At 70.2% G+C, this 15375-nt stretch carries 25 protein-coding genes; 20 read left to right on the top strand and 5 right to left on the bottom strand.

Annotated features, from left to right (window positions below; translation table 11 throughout):
- From ACIF8T_RS21820 to ACIF8T_RS21725, 20 genes are all read left to right on the top strand, one after another.
- On the top strand, window positions 1-270 hold the full coding sequence (locus ACIF8T_RS21820) for a hypothetical protein (RefSeq protein ID WP_400037449.1): 270 nt from the start codon (window positions 1-3) through the stop codon (window positions 268-270).
- Window positions 267-503 carry a hypothetical protein gene (locus ACIF8T_RS21815; RefSeq protein WP_400037448.1) on the top strand — a complete coding sequence of 79 codons (237 nt, stop codon included), beginning with the start codon at window positions 267-269 and terminating at the stop codon, window positions 501-503. Before ACIF8T_RS21820 ends, ACIF8T_RS21815 begins: the two co-directional genes overlap by 4 nt.
- Complete coding sequence (locus ACIF8T_RS21810) at window positions 500-1483, top strand: DNA cytosine methyltransferase (protein WP_400037446.1); 984 nt, start codon at window positions 500-502, stop codon at window positions 1481-1483. The genes ACIF8T_RS21815 and ACIF8T_RS21810 overlap by 4 nt, the downstream gene beginning before the upstream one ends.
- A 196-nt stretch (window positions 1484-1679) precedes the next feature.
- Window positions 1680-1970 carry a hypothetical protein gene (locus tag ACIF8T_RS21805; RefSeq protein ID WP_400037444.1) on the top strand — a complete coding sequence of 97 codons (291 nt, stop codon included), beginning with the start codon at window positions 1680-1682 and terminating at the stop codon, window positions 1968-1970.
- An 85-nt stretch (window positions 1971-2055) separates the two neighbouring features.
- On the top strand, window positions 2056-2328 hold the full coding sequence (locus ACIF8T_RS21800) for a hypothetical protein (RefSeq protein ID WP_400037442.1): 273 nt from the start codon (window positions 2056-2058) through the stop codon (window positions 2326-2328).
- A gap of 74 nt (window positions 2329-2402) precedes the next feature.
- Window positions 2403-3365, top strand: coding sequence for a DNA cytosine methyltransferase (locus ACIF8T_RS21795; protein WP_400037440.1), 963 nt, complete (start codon window positions 2403-2405; stop codon window positions 3363-3365).
- 53 nt (window positions 3366-3418) lie between these two features.
- The gene (locus ACIF8T_RS21790) at window positions 3419-4675 is read left to right on the top strand and encodes a hypothetical protein (protein WP_400037439.1); all 1257 of its coding nucleotides are present in this window, start codon (window positions 3419-3421) and stop codon (window positions 4673-4675) included.
- Between the two features lie 192 nt (window positions 4676-4867).
- On the top strand, window positions 4868-5128 hold the full coding sequence (locus ACIF8T_RS21785) for a hypothetical protein (protein WP_400037437.1): 261 nt from the start codon (window positions 4868-4870) through the stop codon (window positions 5126-5128).
- Between the two features lie 232 nt (window positions 5129-5360).
- Complete coding sequence (locus tag ACIF8T_RS21780; protein WP_400037435.1) at window positions 5361-5687, top strand: LuxR C-terminal-related transcriptional regulator; 327 nt, start codon at window positions 5361-5363, stop codon at window positions 5685-5687.
- On the top strand, window positions 5684-6055 hold the full coding sequence (locus tag ACIF8T_RS21775; protein WP_400037433.1) for a hypothetical protein: 372 nt from the start codon (window positions 5684-5686) through the stop codon (window positions 6053-6055). The genes ACIF8T_RS21780 and ACIF8T_RS21775 overlap by 4 nt, the downstream gene beginning before the upstream one ends.
- The gene (locus tag ACIF8T_RS21770; RefSeq protein ID WP_400037431.1) at window positions 6052-6453 is read left to right on the top strand and encodes an SLOG family protein; all 402 of its coding nucleotides are present in this window, start codon (window positions 6052-6054) and stop codon (window positions 6451-6453) included. Before ACIF8T_RS21775 ends, ACIF8T_RS21770 begins: the two co-directional genes overlap by 4 nt.
- Window positions 6450-6731, top strand: coding sequence for a hypothetical protein (locus ACIF8T_RS21765; RefSeq protein WP_400037429.1), 282 nt, complete (start codon window positions 6450-6452; stop codon window positions 6729-6731). Before ACIF8T_RS21770 ends, ACIF8T_RS21765 begins: the two co-directional genes overlap by 4 nt.
- Window positions 6728-6991 (top strand): hypothetical protein, encoded by a 264-nt coding sequence (locus ACIF8T_RS21760; protein ID WP_400037427.1) that lies wholly within the window; start codon window positions 6728-6730, stop codon window positions 6989-6991. The genes ACIF8T_RS21765 and ACIF8T_RS21760 overlap by 4 nt, the downstream gene beginning before the upstream one ends.
- 2 nt (window positions 6992-6993) lie before the next feature.
- Window positions 6994-7491 carry a hypothetical protein gene (locus ACIF8T_RS21755; protein WP_400037425.1) on the top strand — a complete coding sequence of 166 codons (498 nt, stop codon included), beginning with the start codon at window positions 6994-6996 and terminating at the stop codon, window positions 7489-7491.
- A gap of 266 nt (window positions 7492-7757) precedes the next feature.
- The gene (locus ACIF8T_RS21750) at window positions 7758-8264 is read left to right on the top strand and encodes a helix-turn-helix domain-containing protein (RefSeq protein WP_400037423.1); all 507 of its coding nucleotides are present in this window, start codon (window positions 7758-7760) and stop codon (window positions 8262-8264) included.
- Window positions 8265-8299: 35 nt separating this feature from the next.
- Entirely contained in the window at window positions 8300-8563 is a 264-nt protein-coding gene (locus tag ACIF8T_RS21745; RefSeq protein ID WP_400037421.1) for a hypothetical protein, read from the top strand.
- Window positions 8564-8621: 58 nt separating this feature from the next.
- Complete coding sequence (locus ACIF8T_RS21740) at window positions 8622-9644, top strand: helix-turn-helix domain-containing protein (RefSeq protein ID WP_400037419.1); 1023 nt, start codon at window positions 8622-8624, stop codon at window positions 9642-9644.
- Window positions 9645-9836: 192 nt separating this feature from the next.
- Window positions 9837-10562 carry a hypothetical protein gene (locus ACIF8T_RS21735; protein ID WP_400037417.1) on the top strand — a complete coding sequence of 242 codons (726 nt, stop codon included), beginning with the start codon at window positions 9837-9839 and terminating at the stop codon, window positions 10560-10562.
- The gene (locus tag ACIF8T_RS21730; RefSeq protein WP_400037415.1) at window positions 10559-11443 is read left to right on the top strand and encodes a hypothetical protein; all 885 of its coding nucleotides are present in this window, start codon (window positions 10559-10561) and stop codon (window positions 11441-11443) included. Before ACIF8T_RS21735 ends, ACIF8T_RS21730 begins: the two co-directional genes overlap by 4 nt.
- A gap of 160 nt (window positions 11444-11603) precedes the next feature.
- Window positions 11604-12416 carry a hypothetical protein gene (locus ACIF8T_RS21725; RefSeq protein ID WP_400037413.1) on the top strand — a complete coding sequence of 271 codons (813 nt, stop codon included), beginning with the start codon at window positions 11604-11606 and terminating at the stop codon, window positions 12414-12416.
- 50 nt (window positions 12417-12466) lie between these two features.
- On the opposite strand, the gene ACIF8T_RS21720 is transcribed toward ACIF8T_RS21725, so the two are convergent.
- From ACIF8T_RS21720 to ACIF8T_RS21700, 5 genes are all read right to left on the bottom strand, one after another.
- Entirely contained in the window at window positions 12467-12856 is a 390-nt protein-coding gene (locus ACIF8T_RS21720; protein ID WP_400037411.1) for a hypothetical protein, read from the bottom strand.
- A gap of 146 nt (window positions 12857-13002) precedes the next feature.
- Window positions 13003-13308, bottom strand: coding sequence for a hypothetical protein (locus ACIF8T_RS21715; protein WP_400037409.1), 306 nt, complete (start codon window positions 13306-13308; stop codon window positions 13003-13005).
- Window positions 13309-13408: 100 nt separating this feature from the next.
- Window positions 13409-13861, bottom strand: a complete 453-nt coding sequence (locus ACIF8T_RS21710; protein WP_400037407.1) for a GIY-YIG nuclease family protein — start codon at window positions 13859-13861, stop codon at window positions 13409-13411.
- Between the two features lie 137 nt (window positions 13862-13998).
- Window positions 13999-14760: a GntR family transcriptional regulator gene (locus tag ACIF8T_RS21705; RefSeq protein WP_400037405.1), complete on the bottom strand. Its 762-nt coding sequence runs from the start codon at window positions 14758-14760 to the stop codon at window positions 13999-14001.
- A 1-nt stretch (window position 14761) separates the two neighbouring features.
- Window positions 14762-15292, bottom strand: coding sequence for a UTRA domain-containing protein (locus tag ACIF8T_RS21700; protein WP_400037403.1), 531 nt, complete (start codon window positions 15290-15292; stop codon window positions 14762-14764).
- Window positions 15293-15375: the final 83 nt, after the last annotated feature.

Below are 15375 nucleotides of genomic sequence, written 5' to 3'. Positions count from 1 at the left end.
ATGACCGAGCCCACCGTCGAAGACATCGCCGCCATGCGCGACGAGGGGAGCCTCAAGGACTACCTGCTGCTCCTCACCGGCCGCGCCCCGAAGGCCAAGCCGAAGCCGGTCCTGGCCGTGGTCCCGGACCCCGGTTATCGGGTCGCGCACACGGGCGGCTGGCCGCTCGGTACGGCCGCCTCGGGTCCGACCCCGCCGCTGGACGCGTGCACCTGCGCCCGATGCGGCGGCAACCCGGCCGTCCACCGGCAGATCGGAGACGTCGCATGACCCGCCGCCGCAAGCCCACCGTCCACGTCCACCACCGCCCGACCGGCTGGGTGCTGCCCGACTACACCGACCTCGCGGATTGCACCACCAACCATCACCGCGAGCAGGACGGCCGGCCCGCCTGCACGGAGACGGCGGTGTGGAAGGTCGTCGAGGACCACGGCCTGCACCTGACCATCGGCTTCTACTGCGACGCCGACCTGCCCGCCGAACACCGGAGGGCCGTCGCATGATCGTGGATCTGTTCGCCGGCCCCGGCGGTCTCGACCACGGTGCTGCTCTGGCTGGTGTTCCGTCGGTCGGGATCGAGTGGGACGCCAACGCCGTCGCAACCCGCCTTGCTGCCGGACTCGCGACCGTGCATGGCGATGTCCGCCGGTACGGCCCCGCCGACTTCCCCGACGCCAAGATCCTGGCCGGTGGGCCGCCGTGCCAGACGTTCACCGTCGCCGGTGCGGGTGCGGGCCGCGCGGCCCTGGCCGAAGTCCTTGACGCGGTGAAGCGCATGGGCGCCCGCGAGACGGTCGATCCGGTCGTGCTGGGGGATGAGCGCACCGGCCTGGTCCTGGAGCCGCTGCGTTGGGCGCTCGAGGCCGTGGACGCGGGCCGCCCGTATGAGGCGATCGTGCTCGAGCAGGTGCAGCAGGCGCGGCAGGTGTGGGACGCCTACGCCGAAGTCCTGCGCGGCGAGGGCTACTCGGCGGTGACCGGTGTGCTGCGCACGGAGCAGTTCGGGGTGCCGCAGACGCGACGCCGGGCGGTGCTCGTGGCGCGCCTGGGCGAGCCTGTGAAGCTTCCGGAGCCGTCGCGGCGCCCGTACCGCCGCGGGGTCCTCCAGGATGCGGGAGACGCCCGCCTGGCGCCGTGGCTGTCGATGGGGGACGTCCTGCCCGACCGTGGCCCGTTCACGGTGATCTCGAACTACGGCACCGGCGGCGACCCGAAGAACCGCGGGCGGCGTACCAACGCCGAGCCGGCGTTCACCGTCACCGGCAAAATCTCCCGGCTCCGTCTCGTCGACCCCGACGGCGGTGAACTCCCCCGGCTCACCCCCTCCGAGGCCGGCAGGCTGCAGGGCTTCCCCGCCGACTGGCCGTGGTCCGGCGGTGACATCAGCCAGCAGATCGGCAACGCCTGCCCGCCACCCCTGGCCACCGCGCTCGTCGAAGCCGCGTTCGCCTCGATTCCGCGCCAGCAGCAGGACGCCGCCTGATGGCCCGCTGCCAGGCGTGTGGCCGCCCGCTGCGCCGCCCGTCGCCTACGGGCCTGGGCCCGGTCTGCGCCCGCCGTCTCGCCGCCACTGTCCGCCGGCCGCCTGTGGTCCGTGCCGTGGATCCGCCACCCGAGATCCACCCCGACCAGACCGCCCTGCCCCTCGTGACCCACCAACCCAGCCTCTGGAGCCTCTGATGACCGACCTCGACCCCCGCATCCCGACCTTCCGCTGGGCTGCCCTCGACCGCTACCGCAAGGCCCACGTGTGGCTCGGAGAAGCCACCGCCTGCGGGCTCGGCCTGCGCTGGACGCTGCAGATCTGGAAGCCCGACGCCGACCAGATATGCCCGACCTGCCGCGGCTACGTCCAGGGCTGGCTCGACCGCCACGACCACGGTGCCAACCCGCAGCCCGGCCCCGGAATGCCGGTCCCGCTCGCCCACGGCACGGTCACCGACCAGCCCGCCACCACCCCTGCCGGATAGGGACCGGTGGTCCCCAAACCCGCACCCCAAGCCCGTGACCAGCCGCGCGTTGACGCCCGCCTGACCACCCACACGAGGAGACACCGTGACCATGACGCAGGAGCAGTACGACCGCGAGCAGCAGATGCGCGCCGAGTTGGAGGCCGGCTTTACCGATTACGCCGGTTTCGTCGGATGGGTGATCTGCCCCGCCCGGGAGAAGTGCCCGTGCGGACTCCGGGGGGTGTTCAAGCCGCTGAAGAACGGCCGCCTGCCGATGCACCGGCACGGCACCTACGGCGATCCCTGCTCGGGTGCCCGCCAGAAGCCGACTACGCCGCCCCTGCAGCTGCGCCCTGCCGCCACCCCTGCCCCGTGACCGCAGACGGCCCGGGCGTGGTCCTAACACGCCCGAGCCTGGCACCCACCGTACCCACGCCCGGAAGGATCACCGTGACCCATCCCGCCGCCATCAGCCTCTGCTCGGGCGTCCGCGCCCTCGACAAGGCGGTCGAACTGCTCACCGGCTGCGAGACGGCCGTGTACGCCGAGAAGGACCCGTGGGCCGCCCAGGTGATGGCCGGCCTGCTGCCCGGTGTGGAGAACCTCGGCGGCATCGACCTCGTGGACTGGCGCGCCGTCGCCGCCCGCTACCCGCGGCTGCGGAAGCTGATCGCTGGCTGGCCGTGCCAGGGCATCAGCCACAACGGGCACCGGCTGGGGCTGGACGATCCGCGCTCCGGGCTGTGGAGGAGCGTCGCCCAGGCCATCGGCGTGATCCGGCCGGAGGAGGTGTTCCTGGAGAACGTGGCCGCCCTGCGCACCCGTGGCCTGGACGTGGTTGCCGCGCATCTGAACGAGCTGGGCTACGACCTGTACTGGATGACCACCAACGCGTCTTCGATAGGTGCGCCGCACACCCGGCCCCGCTGGTTCGGCTACGCCGTCCCCGGCGCCGGCGCCATCGTCGAAGTGCCGGCGCCAGCGCCGACCGTGGAGCCCGTGCCCCGGTTGCTGCCCACCCCGAAGGCGAGCGACGGCCCCAACGGCGGGCCCAACCAGCGGGACGGCGCCGGGAACTACTACCTGCCCGGTATCGCCGTGAGGCTCGACGAGGACTGGCGGGCCTCGGAGCTCGGTCACGACTACGCGCCGGCCATCCGCCGCTGGGAACGCGTCCTCGGTCGGCCCGCGCCCGCGCCGACGGCTCCCGACGCTCGCGGCAACCTCCGGCTCTCGCCCGCCTTCACCGAGTGGGTGATGGGCCTCGACGAGGGCGTTGTCACCCAGCACGCCGACATGCCGCGCCCGCAGCAGATCAAGCGCGCCGGCAACAGCGTCGTCACTCTCCAGGCGCTCGCCGCCTACGAAGCCCTCACCGCCGCCGTCCGCACGGCCCTGCCGCTCGCCGCCTGACCACCCGCCCGGCCGGCCGTCTCGCGCGGCCGGCCCACCCCTGGAGACCGACCATGACCGACCAGACCGGCGCCTGCACCGCGCGCATCGTCAACCAGTACAGCGGCGGAGAGCACCGCTGCGTACTCGACGTCGGCCACCGCGACCCCGAGTTCGGCACCGACCACGCTGGCCCTGTCGACGACAAGGGCGTGCGCTACCGCTGGAGCGATGACGCGATCGGCGCCGTGCCGCACGAGGCCGCCGCTCCTACCGCGCAGGCGCCCGCCCTCGATCGGACCGACGAGCTGGAAGCCGCGCGGGCCACGAATCGGCGCCTCAACCGCCGCGCCCAGGCGCTCGAAGCCGAGCTTGCTGCCTACCGGCGTGCGGTGGCCGACTGGGAGATCACCGACCGCAGCACCTATGTGCCGCTGCGGTCCCTGGCCGCGATCGCGCGGGCGGCCGGGCTCGATGTGCCAGCGTCCTGGGAGCTGCACTACGAGCGGGTGGAGCGCGCCGAAGCGGCACTCGCCGCCGCTCCGGCCGTCCAGGCGCCCGCCACCGACCAGACCGCCGCCGACGTCCGCGACCAGCTCCTGCACGCCATCGATCACGCCTACGCGAACGGCGTCCTCGGGTACGAGACGCCGGAGGAGTTGCTGGCCGCCTACGACGCCAGCCGGGCCGCCGAGCAGCCGACCGCCGACCGGGCCGCCACGCTGGAGGCTGAGACGCCGCTGGAGAAGCGGCTCCGGTTCAGCGAACGCCGCAACGACGAACTGCGCGCCGAGTGCCGACGGCGTGGCAAGCGGGTGCTGGAGCAGTCGGAGCACATTCTCGCGCTGGAACGGCAACTCGACGAGGTGCGCCGCCAGCTCGGCGCAGAGATCCTACGGGCGGGACAGACCGAGGCCGAGCTGCGCCGCCTGGCCGACGAGACACAGCCCGCCGAAGCGCACCCGACCGAACACACCTGGGCCGCCGAGCTGTACGACCCGGTCGCCGAAGAGTGGGTGCCCGGCACCCGGTACCGCGCCCGCGCCCGCGCCGTGGCCCACCTCACCCATGCCCGAGCCATCGGCCCAACGTGGAAGGACGGCACGCTCACCCAGCGCCGCCTCGTCCGCGCGACCACGACCTACACCGTCGAGGAGCCGGTCCCCGTCGTGCAGCAGCCCAAGATCGATGAGGCGCAGCCCGAGGGTGAGCCCGCCTGCGCGCACTGCGGAGGCGGCCACGCGTGGGACGACTGCGAGGCGTACACCGCGCTCGTAGCCGCCGACGGGGCGCGGCAGGACGGCACCCGCCCGGACGCTTCGCCCGCGTGAGCCTCACGGGAGGCGCCAGACGCCCGCTGTGGCGCCTCCCGCCCCCTCCGGCGACTCTCGCGCCGCCGGAGCCTTCCCTAAAGCCTCACAGAGGCGCTGAGCGCCTTGCCCCCCTCATGCTCAAACCGCGCCGAAAGGAACCAAGATGCTCAACTCGGACCAGCAGCCCGCCGTTTACGGGGTGACCGCCTGATGCCCCGCGTGATCCGCGCCGCCGATGTCGAGGTCGTCCTCGAGGAGTTCCCGCCGTCCGAGTGGACCGACCAGGGCTGGCTGCCCGGCTGGCGAACCGCCCAGGACGGCCGCCGGCAGGTCAACGTCTTCCACGACGGCCCCGGCGAAGCAGACGGCCTCGAGCAGTACCGGCAGCAGCTCCAAGCCGCCGGCTTCCACGTCGTGGCCGACCAGCAGCCCGGCGGCGGACGACGCCGACTCCACATCACCAAGCCGTGAACCACCCGCCGCCGCCCCATTGTCGGGGCGGCGGCCCCACCCGAAAGGCCAGAACCGTGCCCCGTTCGCCGATCCGCTGGATCCCCGACGACGGCTCCGCGCAGATCCTCGCCGCCTACGCCCGCACCCGCGAACCACTGCGGTCCGTTCTCCGTCGGGCGCTGCGCCTCCTCGCCCAGGCTGACGGTGTCCTCGATGGCCGCGGGCAGGTACAGCGAGCCGGGAGGCCGCGATGACCGGTCTCACCGCGCACGAGCTCCGCGTTCTTCGTCTCGTCGCGCTCGGCCACACCCACGAGCAGATCGCCGAGCAGCTCGTCATGACCCGCAAGGGTGTGACCCCAACCGTGAACCGGGTGATCCGCAAGCTCGGTGCCCGCAACGCCCCGCACGCCGTGCACCTCGCCCACCAGGCCGGGATCCTCCGCCGGGAACGGCACGGCGACCACGCCGGCTACGCCGCCCACCTGTACCGCGGCGAAACCCCCTGCGAGCTGTGCAAAGCAGGGGAGCGTGCCTACCGCAATAGCCGCCGCAACACCCGGAAGGAAGCCGCATGACCAACCAGCCCCGCGGGCCCATCGACTGGGCCCGACACCAGCAGGCCGAGCGGGAAGCCCGACAGACAGCGGCCCCGGCAGCGACCGAAGCGACCGACGCTGCCGAGTCTCCGCTGCACAAGCTGATCACCACCGCACTGCACGATGCCCGCAAGAACGGGCTCGGCGGCATGACCGAAAAGCAAGCCGTCAACCACATGGCCAATGCCGTCCTCGCCGCCATCCTCGGACCGATCCCCGACGGCATCACCACTGCGGACTGGACGGCGATTCGAGCACTGCAGCTGATGAACGAAGCCAGCCAGCAGCGCGACAAAGCCCAAGCTGCCCTCGAACAGGTCCGCACCCGGCTGGGGGAGCAGTCGTGACCGCCCCGTTCCGGGTCTTGGTGACCGGCAGCCGCGACTGGCCGTCCCCGAGTGTGGTGTGGGCGGCACTCAACGACGTCCGGGCCGACCTCCTCGTCTCCGGCCGGCCGCTGGTCGTCGTGCACGGCGCCTGCCCCACCGGCGCAGACACCCAAGCAGCCCAGTGGGCCGCGGTCGCCGGCCAGTTCACCACCAGCGTTCAGGAGGAGGCGCACCCCGCGAACTGGCGGCCCGGCGGAGTTCTCGACCGCTCGGCCGGGTTCCGCCGCAACGCCGCGATGGTCCAGCTCGGCGCCGACGTGACGCTGGCCTTCATCAAAGACGGCTCCCGCGGCGCCACCCACACCGCCGACCTCGCCGAAGCCGCCGGCATACCCGTCAGGAGGTGGACCGCATGACCGCCGAGCAGCTCGCCCTCCTCGACATCCCCCGCGAGGAGCCCGCGCCCGAGCCGCGCACCTACTGGGAGAACCGCGGCCCCGGCCTGTGGGAGCCGGTCGTCGTCCGCACCCGGTACGCGATCCCCGGGCCGCCGCCGGACGTCCCCTTCCCGCACCTGGCCCTCGGCCGGGCCGCCCCGCGGAACGTCCTCGTGGAGAGGGCAGACGGCTCGTGGGACGTGCGGCCCGTCCGACTCCTCCGCACCCGGAAACCCCGCAGCAAGGAGCAGTCGTGAACCGTTACGACGATCTCAGTCCGCGCGCCCTGTGGTGGCTGCAGAACCTCGACGAACTCGACCTTGCCGAATCCTGCGCCTACTACGAAACCGTCTTCGAGCAGGTCCGGGAGCTGCACCGGCCCGTCGACTACCGCGGGCAGACCATCTGCGCCGAATGCTCCGGCCTTGATCCCGACGGCGACAGCACCGACAACCCGCCCGTGCCCCACGACCAATGCGCCACCCTGAAAGCCCTCCAGCCGCCGAAGGAGCCCTGACCGTGCGCGCCGACGACATCCTCGCCCAGATCGACAACGCTCTCGAGGACTGGGAGGTCGGCCCGGACGCCATGCGCAGCCGACCCGCGGTCGAGCCCAAAACAGCCCTTGGCCCTCAGGTCTGGATCGCCCCCGTCGGCACCGGCCCCGACGATCCCGAGTGGGAAGCGGTCGGGCACATCACCAGCATCGACTTCCACATCGACCCGCAGGAGATCGACCCCGGCTTCCGGCAGGCCTGGGAGGAGATGCGGGAGCGTCTCGCCCGCGTGGAAGCCGAACGGGTTCGCCGAGCACAGGCCGTCCTCGAGGCGTTCGCCCGCGCCTACATGCAGGCGGTGAAGCCGGCCGTCGAGGCAGCCGGACGCGCGATCGCCGAGGCCGCGCAGGCGATCCAGCAGGCCGGGCTCGTCAACGCCGACGGGCGCCCCGCTCGCCGCCGCGACCGGCCCGCATGGCAGTCCCCCTACGGGCCGCCGCGGCGGGGGCGGCGCCGCTAAACGCGGCCCCCACGAGTCCGTCCGGGCTGTGAAGCGGGCTCGGACCGACCGTAAGACCGCACCCGGGCACGGTCGAGAGCCTCGGACGACACCGGACACACGCGGACGCCCCCGCCACCTCAACCCGAGGCAGCGGGGGCGTCGCCGTGTGGTCAAGGAGCAGTTTCGACAGAGGAGTTGCGCTACACCCTAAATCCGGGTGTAGTCTTTGAGTGTGAGGCAGGGGAACAGCCCCAGCCCGCTCCGTAAGTGACTCGGAGAGCTCCATGAACACTGCTCTTGCTGCTGCTCAGGCAGGCGTCAGCATCCCCACCGTCCGCAACTGGTGCCGCATCGGAGCCGTCGCCGCCGTCAAGCAGGCAGGCCGATGGATCATCGACACCGCCTCCCTCGCCGCCCGCATCGCCATCGGCGCGATGAAGCGGCCCGCCAAGCCGGTCGTCTACTCCGTCGAGACGATGACCGCGATCGGCGGCCGGCGCTGGACCAAGGCCGGCCACGACCGCGTCTACCTCAACGAGTTCGAGACCGTCCCCGGCCTGGAGCTCGACCACTACAAGTCCGGCAGCATCAGCTACGCCACCCTCGACGGCGAGAAGGTCTCCAACGCCGAGGGCGGCCGGCTCGCCAGCTCGGTCGACAAGGTCTACTTCGACGCCGCCGACGGCAAGGTGCACATCAAGTGGGGTTGGGGCAACCCTCGCAGCCTGGACCGCGACGAGATCGCCGAGCGGATCTTCGGCGCTATCCGCGCCGCCATCGCTGCTCTCTAGCCGCCACCGTCCGCAAACCTGGAAAGGCACCCGCCATGACCGCTTCCTTCCGCGTCACGCAGGACTCCAGCAAGGAAGACCTGTGGACCAAGATCGAAGGACAGAAGCGTCAGATCGCCAAGCAGGACGCCAAGATCGACAGGCAGCGCACCCAGATCGCCGCGCTGAACGAGCGCGTCGCCGACCGGGACCGCACGATCGCCACGCAGGACCGGGTGATCACGGAGCAGGGCGACCAGATCCAGCGACTCAAGGAGCAGCTCGCCCGACTCCAGGAGTCCGTAAAGAGCGACCGCTGAGCCGGCCTCGCTGACGCCCACACCGCCGCGCCTCCTCCCCGAAAGGGAAACCAACGCCATGGCCAAGGTCCGCATCATCGAATGCACCAACCCGACCGAGCTGTACCGGCACTACGACGGCCAGTACGAGCCGCAGGGCGCCTACATCGAGCTCGACACCCAGAACGAAACCCTGCTGGCCACCTACAACAGCGAGATTGGCAACGCGATCCCGTTCACCGTCTACCACGGTCTGGACCGCCGCTACAGCATCCCGATCCTCACCGCCGACGCCGCCAACCGGATCATGCACGAGATCGCGCCGCTCGCCGACCGGATCATCGCCGGCACCGAAGCCGTCTGGGACGGCAACAACACCGTCGCCGAGCTCACCGACGACGCCCGGGCCGCTGAGGAGGAGATCGAAAAGCTCCTCGGCTGCGGCTACTACTCCAACCAAGACCCCCCGTTCGAGGACGAGGACCTGGTCGGCGTGTGGGACATAGACGGCGCCGTCAACGGCCAGGAGGCCAGCGAGTACGGCATCACCGCCGACACCACCGACGCCCGCCTGGAAGAGATCGAACAGGACATCCTCAGCAACCTGAAAGCCTGCGGCTCCTACCCGGTGGTCGTCTGCCCCGGCCTGGACGACTACCTGAAGCAGCTGCGCGACGGGCTGGCCGATGAGGACCCGCTGACCGCGGCTGAGGTGCGCATCGCCCGCGAGTACCTGGGGCTGACCGGCGACAAGCTGGCGGAGAAGCTCGGCGTGAACCCGCGCACGCTGCGCTCCTGGGAGCAGGGCCGCGACCCGGTCCCCGGCCGTATCCGCCCCGAGATCGCCGAGCTGAAGGCCGCCACCGACGCTGCCGTCGCCAAGCTGGTCGCCGGCCTGGAGGACGCGGACGACGACACGCTGATCACCTACCGCAACGACGACGAGTACAAGGCCGGGGTGCGCGGCACCAGCTGGTCGGAAGGCTGGCACGGCTGGTCGGCGTCCTGGCACCGGCAGGTCTGCGCCCGCGCCGCCGCCCAGACCGGCGCCCGCATCGACTACGCCGACATCGAGGACACCGCCGACGAAAACGCCGAGTGACCCTACGCCCCTCCCTGCTGGGAGGGGCGCCCCTCTTTTCGGAGACATCAGATGACCTTGAAGTGCAAGGCGCCGAAGCCGTCGTGCGGAACCCCTTCCGGGTGGCGGGCCGGTGGGCGCTGCGTGCGATGCCGTCTCGCCCACAACGGCGAAACCAACCGGTACCGCGGACTGCGGGATGAGCAGCGCGCCATGGTGCTGGCCCTGCTGAACGAGGGGGCCTCCCCCGAGGACGCTGCCGCGCAGGCCGGGGTGAGCGTGCAGTCGCTGGTCGCATCCGCCGCCCACGACGGGGAGTTGCGCGCCGCTCTGAACGGGCAGCCGCCCGCCGTGCAGCAGGCGGCCCGCAAGGGCGACTTCCTTGCCGCGCTGACCCGCACCGGCGGCATCCTGCAGGAGGCCGCGCTGCTCGCCGACGTCGACACAGGCACGCTTCAAAAGTGGCGGACGGAGGATCCGGCGTATGCCGGCGTGGAAGACGCCGTGGTGCGATGGCTGACCTCCATGCGCCCGCCTAAGCACCGCGCCCAGCTGACGGACGAGCAGTTGGACCACGCAGCCTCCCTTCTGGAACAAGGCAAGACGATCAAGGAGGCAGCCAGAGCCGTAGGGGTGTCGGGGCAGGGCCTGAGGAACGCGGGCGCAAGACACCCCCGACTGGCAGCAGCACTGCCCCCGATCAAGGAGAAGGCCAAGAGGGAAGGCCGCGCCAGCGGACTGACGCCGAAAATCGAGGCAGAACTCCGCCGGATGTGGGCTGACTCCAGCATGAGCGTGACCGTCATGGCGGGACGGCTGGGCGTCTCACCGTCCACACTGAGGCGGTGGGCCAAGGACGACCTCCAGCTGCCGCAACGAGACACCCGCGTGGGCCGTCACTGGCGCGAGGCGCCCCCGGCGAGGAGGGCTTCTAAGTGAGCCTGCGTCCTTCCCATCTGCCGAAGGTGCGGCGGCAGACGCTGCGGCACCTTCGGGATCCGGAGTCCTCGCTGCGGTCCAAGACCAGCCCCGAGAACGCGCCCGCCCTCGACTGCCTCGCCACCATCCTGGAGGCTGGAGAGCTGTTCTGGGTGCAGCAGGACATGGCCGCCCTTGCCATGCACGCTGGGGAGCAGCTGGCTGCGGCGCGGTGGGCGACCGTCGACCGGCCGGCTCCGTGCGGCCTGTTGTACTGGCAGGACGGCATTGGCCACATGGACTACCAGGGCGTACAGATCCCGGTGGAGGCGTGCGCGTGGGGGCCGCACGAGGGGGAGATGATGCTGTGGCTGCTGATGTCCCGTGACCGGCTGGTGGCCGAGATGGCGGTGGTACGCCCCGATCTGAAGCTGGTCATCGAGGAGATTCCACCCCTGCTGCCGTTCTACGGGGCGACGATCCCCGTGACCGCGGAGCCGCTGTCGATGGCCGAGGTGCCCCCGAAGCTGCCGCCGCCGATCGTTGCCGCTCTGGCGTCGGCGTGGCTGCTGATGCAGCAGCCGCTCCTGATCGACCGCACCCGCGAGTGTGCCGACAAGCCAACTGCCCGCGCCTACGCCCGCGATGGCCTTCCCGCACCGGAGGTGACAGTCGTCGACCTGCGCCGCCAGTACACCCCTCAGGACCAGGAGCAGGACGACAGCGGGACCGGCCGGCACTACCGGTATCGGTGGGTGGTGTCCGGGCACTGGCGGACGTACCAGTCAGATCGGTACAGCGAGGAGATCCGCGGCAGCAAGCAGTGGATCCCCTCCCACGTGAAGGGCCCGGAGGGTGCGCCGCTGCTGTCGACGGAGAAGGTCAACGTCTGGAGACGGTAAGGGGCAGCGCCACTGCACGATGAAATCCTCGCCGGACCTTTCCTGGCGAGGACTTCGTCGTACCGCTGGCGTCGCCCGGCCCTTGACCGATTCGCGACCTTGTCGACAAGTCGCCCCCACACCACCCTTTCAAGGTCACTAGTGACCATGAGGGGGAAGAGTGCCGTTCGGCAGTTCAGACAGGGACCGACTCCAGCGAATCGAAGACCAGCTCGGCACGATCATCGAGGGCCTCGCTGCTCTGAAACAGCAGGTCAACGACCAACAGCACGCCATCGACCAGATGCGGCAGGACGCCACCGCGGCCATCAGCGGCGGCCTCGCCGAGATCCGGGCCGTCGCCCGTGAAGCGCTCGCCCGTACCAGCGACGCCGCCACCGGGCACCTCGCCAACATCGGCAGCGAACTCATCGCCATCCGCGGTGCGATCGGTCAGCTCGACAGCCGGCTGAAGGAGACGCCGGCCCCGGCACAGGAGACGAAGACGGTCAGGGAGGAGCCCGTCGTCGAACCCGAACCGCAGCCCGTCGAGCAGCCCGCACCCGAACCCGCGCCCGAACCGGAGCAGACGCCCGAACCCGTGTCCGAGCCCGATCCGGACATCCTCCGCGCCGCCGCCGGCATCGCCCACGCCACCGTCGAAGCCCACCGCGACACCTGGGCATTCCTCATCCAAGTCGCCGGCAACGAACAACACTTCCACATCCCCGGCCGCGTCGAAGACCACGACGGATTCGTCAGCGTCCGCTTCTCCGGCCCCAGCCTCGTAGCCGCCATCACCAGCCTCGACCACGTCCACCGCACCGCCGACAGCCCCGTCACCCGCGCCATCGCCGCCCACATCCACCAGAAGATCACCACCGCCGTACAGCAGATCATCGACCGGCCCCACCGCGGCGACGGCGACGGAACGCCCGTCCGCATCGTCATCGACGACCGCGCCGCACCTGCCGAACCAGACGACACGCAGTAACAACACAAAGCCCCCGGCCGCACACCGCGGCCGGGGGCTTCCTGCTGCTCTCAGACCAAGCGCACGAACGCGCGCTCCCCATTCCGGAAGAACACGGTCAACCCCTGCGAGGTCTTACCCTCGCGCGTCGACCACACGTCGATCCGCTCCGTGTCCACCGGCTCCGCAGCCCCGATCACCCCAGCCAGCCACGCATCCGGAGCCGCCGACACCGGTGCTGCAGTGAAAGCCGGCGGCTGCCCCTCCACCGGCGGCGTCGCGTTGTCGTGCTTCGCACCGTCCGCCAGCTGCCCGACCACCTGCCACCGCCGCTCCCGACCCGCCACCGTTGCAGCCAGCGCATACGGGTACGGGCCGCCCTCCAGCACCTCCACCCGCTGTATATCCGGCGAGTTCTTCAACAGGGCGACGAGGTAGTCGCGGTACTTCAAAGGGCGCATAAACGATCAATCCTTCCGTGGGGCGTGAGCCAGTATGAGGGGTGAGACGGGCGAGCAGCAGAAGACCCGCGAGGGCGGCGAGACGCGCGAGAACGCGGTAAGGAGGCGGGCGCCCCGCCGGAACGAGGCGCCCAAGGCACGATCCGTCAGGCCGACGGCTCCAGCTCCGTCAGCTGGTACAGGTCCGGCAACGGCGGCAACGACACCCGCAGCACCGCACCCAGCATCGAACGGGCCATCATCTCCCACTCGGCCTCCGGACGACCCGCCGGCCGCACGAACAGCAGAGAGCCGTCCGCGCGGACGTAGGTACCGCCAGTGAAACCCGGGCCCGTCTCCAGCACCGACACGTCCACACCGAACTCCGCGAGGAGCTCGTCCAGCGGCGTGTCCATCAGGTGACCGGTGGACGGGACGGGACGTTCGGGCATGGCGCAGGTACTCTTCTGCATGAGCAGTCCTTTCTTGACGGTTAGGACTCACAGGGCAGCGAGGTGCGAACTCGCTGTTCGAACAGGCCGGACGGGTGCGAACCGTCCGGCCGTTCGCATTTCAGGGAAGCTCGGGGGACCGGTGCTTCTCGAAGTAGCATTCGCGGGCCAGTTTGGCCTGCTCCTGTGCTTCAGCCTCCGGCACGCCTTGCGCTCGCAGGTCGCGGAGCGTTCGCATCTGTACGGATCGGGCCTTCAAACCGACCGATCGGTTGCGCCGCTTCTCGGGCGGGATGGCTTTGCTGAGGATGCTGATCCTGGCGCGGTGAGCCTCGGTTCCCTGACGGTTGTGTCGCGGCTTCTCGACGGCGATTGCTTCAGCCTCTGCGACGCTGGCCTTGTATCTGGTGTCGAACCAGTGGATCGATACTCCGTCGACCTCGTGCCACCAGGACTTGTCGCTGCGATGCCCCCTGAGGCGGTTCTCGGGGTTGTTCGATATGCCGACGTACAGCAAGTCGCCAGCGACGTTGTACAGGCGGTAGAGCGCGGTGCGCTCGGCGGTCTCGGGCATGCCGCTCCTAACTGAGTGTGTGGCGTCGGCCACTCTCGCGGCATCGACCGTAGCCCGTATTCATACATGTATCAAGCCTCTTGGTGGTGCATGCAAAAGCCCCCGGTCAATGACCGGGGGCGGGCGCCGACGAAGCGTCAGAGGTCGATGCGGTAGCCCATTTTGAAACGGTGGGCCGGCTTGGTCAGCATCGTGACCTCGATCGGCTTCTCGTCGTCGCTGTAGACGACGCGAAAGACCTCGATCACCGGCACATCGCGCGGGATCTCCAGGGCTTCGTACTCCTCCGTCGTGGCTGGCCGGGCCGCAACTGCGTCGTCCTGCGAACGCGTTGGGTATCCCATCTCCTGCAGGAGCGTCGGGGAGCCGCCCGGAATGAGGCGGCGGTCCGCCAGCCGCGTACCGCGCGCCAACTCGATCGGGTAGTACGAGTGCACCAGCTCGGCCGGCTGGTCGTCGAGGAAGCCGATGCGTGACCGAAGCATGGCCACGTCGCCTTCTTCCAGTCGGAGGGCTCGGGCGACCTCGGCCGGCGGTACAACCTCGGCCACTTGCAGCATCCGGTACTTCCCGCGCTGCTGTCGCTTCACGGCCTCAGTCAGCCACCGGTACGGCTGGCCCGGCTCTGAGGGGGCGATGTAGTGAGCTGGAGTGATCGTCTGCGCTCGCTCACTTCGAACGAACACGCCGACGCCGGCCTGTCCTTCCAGGAACTTCTCGTCCTTGAGGATCTGCAGGGCGCGCTGGATGGTGACGTTGGAAGTCTTGAACTGCTCACGGAGCTTCTCGTTCGTGGGGACCTTGGCGCCGGGCTCCCACTCGCCAGACATGATCAGCTTTCTGATCTCGGCAGCGATTCGTTCGGCGAGGGGGCGCTTGTCCTCGTGCGGCTCGGGCATGTCAGTCGACCTCGATCTCGTAGTGGAGGCGGCGAGGCGCCTTCATGACCATGAGCTGCACTTCGAAGGGACTCCCGTCTTCGGTGGATGTGGTGCGTAGCAAGGTGAGGACGTTGGCGCCCTCGGGGAGGGCGAGCGCGACACGCTCGAACTCGTTGGCCGGCCGGAACTCCAGGTCTTCCGAGACGTGACGGGCTCGGTATCCCAGCTCCGCCAAGAGGGTCGGCGCTCCGCCCTTGATCTTTCGCTTCTCGATGAGGCTGGTGCCTCGGGCGATCGGCAGCGGGTAATACGAGTCAGCCAGCTCGATCACTTCTCCGTCGAGCAGGATCGCCCTTCGCCGTACAGCGGCCTTCTCGTCAGCGGCGAGGCGGAGGGCGACGGCCACCTGTGGTGGCGGCTTGACCTCGGCGACTTCGGTGAGCCGCTGCCCCCCACGCTGCTTCGCCTCTTCGGTCCAGGCGTCGCTCTGTCTATCACTGCGTGCCGTCACGTAGGCCAGCGAGTCTGATTGTCGCCGGTTATCGGCCATCTCTCCTGCCTCCCTTCCTGCTGCCGTCGCGTGTCCTGACCTCCACACCTTAATCCCTTGATGCTTACGCCTACCGGTGTACA

It is taken from the genome of Streptomyces sp. NPDC085946, assembly GCF_044540485.1.
Lineage (GTDB): Bacteria > Actinomycetota > Actinomycetes > Streptomycetales > Streptomycetaceae > Streptomyces.
The sequence above is the reverse complement of the archived record's forward strand: the minus strand, read 5'-3'. Positions and strand labels throughout refer to the sequence as shown.

Bases quoted from the DNA above. Each gene is read 5' to 3' on its own strand.
- ACIF8T_RS21700 (WP_400037403.1), bottom strand. From the start codon at position 15,292: ATGGCCGATAACCGGCGACAATCAGACTCGCTGGCCTACGTGACGGCA.
- ACIF8T_RS21785 (WP_400037437.1), top strand. From the start codon at position 4,868: ATGCCCCGCGTGATCCGCGCCGCCGATGTCGAGGTCGTCCTCGAGGAG.
- ACIF8T_RS21765 (WP_400037429.1), top strand. From the start codon at position 6,450: ATGACCGCCGAGCAGCTCGCCCTCCTCGACATCCCCCGCGAGGAGCCC.
- ACIF8T_RS21715 (WP_400037409.1), bottom strand. From the start codon at position 13,308: ATGCAGAAGAGTACCTGCGCCATGCCCGAACGTCCCGTCCCGTCCACC.
- ACIF8T_RS21750 (WP_400037423.1), top strand. From the start codon at position 7,758: ATGAACACTGCTCTTGCTGCTGCTCAGGCAGGCGTCAGCATCCCCACC.
- ACIF8T_RS21705 (WP_400037405.1), bottom strand. From the start codon at position 14,760: ATGCCCGAGCCGCACGAGGACAAGCGCCCCCTCGCCGAACGAATCGCT.
- ACIF8T_RS21745 (WP_400037421.1), top strand. From the start codon at position 8,300: ATGACCGCTTCCTTCCGCGTCACGCAGGACTCCAGCAAGGAAGACCTG.
- ACIF8T_RS21820 (WP_400037449.1), top strand. From the start codon at position 1: ATGACCGAGCCCACCGTCGAAGACATCGCCGCCATGCGCGACGAGGGG.
- ACIF8T_RS21775 (WP_400037433.1), top strand. From the start codon at position 5,684: ATGACCAACCAGCCCCGCGGGCCCATCGACTGGGCCCGACACCAGCAG.
- ACIF8T_RS21710 (WP_400037407.1), bottom strand. From the start codon at position 13,861: ATGCCCGAGACCGCCGAGCGCACCGCGCTCTACCGCCTGTACAACGTC.
- ACIF8T_RS21735 (WP_400037417.1), top strand. From the start codon at position 9,837: ATGGTGCTGGCCCTGCTGAACGAGGGGGCCTCCCCCGAGGACGCTGCC.
- ACIF8T_RS21740 (WP_400037419.1), top strand. From the start codon at position 8,622: ATGGCCAAGGTCCGCATCATCGAATGCACCAACCCGACCGAGCTGTAC.
- ACIF8T_RS21720 (WP_400037411.1), bottom strand. From the start codon at position 12,856: ATGCGCCCTTTGAAGTACCGCGACTACCTCGTCGCCCTGTTGAAGAAC.
- ACIF8T_RS21780 (WP_400037435.1), top strand. From the start codon at position 5,361: ATGACCGGTCTCACCGCGCACGAGCTCCGCGTTCTTCGTCTCGTCGCG.
- ACIF8T_RS21815 (WP_400037448.1), top strand. From the start codon at position 267: ATGACCCGCCGCCGCAAGCCCACCGTCCACGTCCACCACCGCCCGACC.
- ACIF8T_RS21790 (WP_400037439.1), top strand. From the start codon at position 3,419: ATGACCGACCAGACCGGCGCCTGCACCGCGCGCATCGTCAACCAGTAC.
- ACIF8T_RS21805 (WP_400037444.1), top strand. From the start codon at position 1,680: ATGACCGACCTCGACCCCCGCATCCCGACCTTCCGCTGGGCTGCCCTC.
- ACIF8T_RS21810 (WP_400037446.1), top strand. From the start codon at position 500: ATGATCGTGGATCTGTTCGCCGGCCCCGGCGGTCTCGACCACGGTGCT.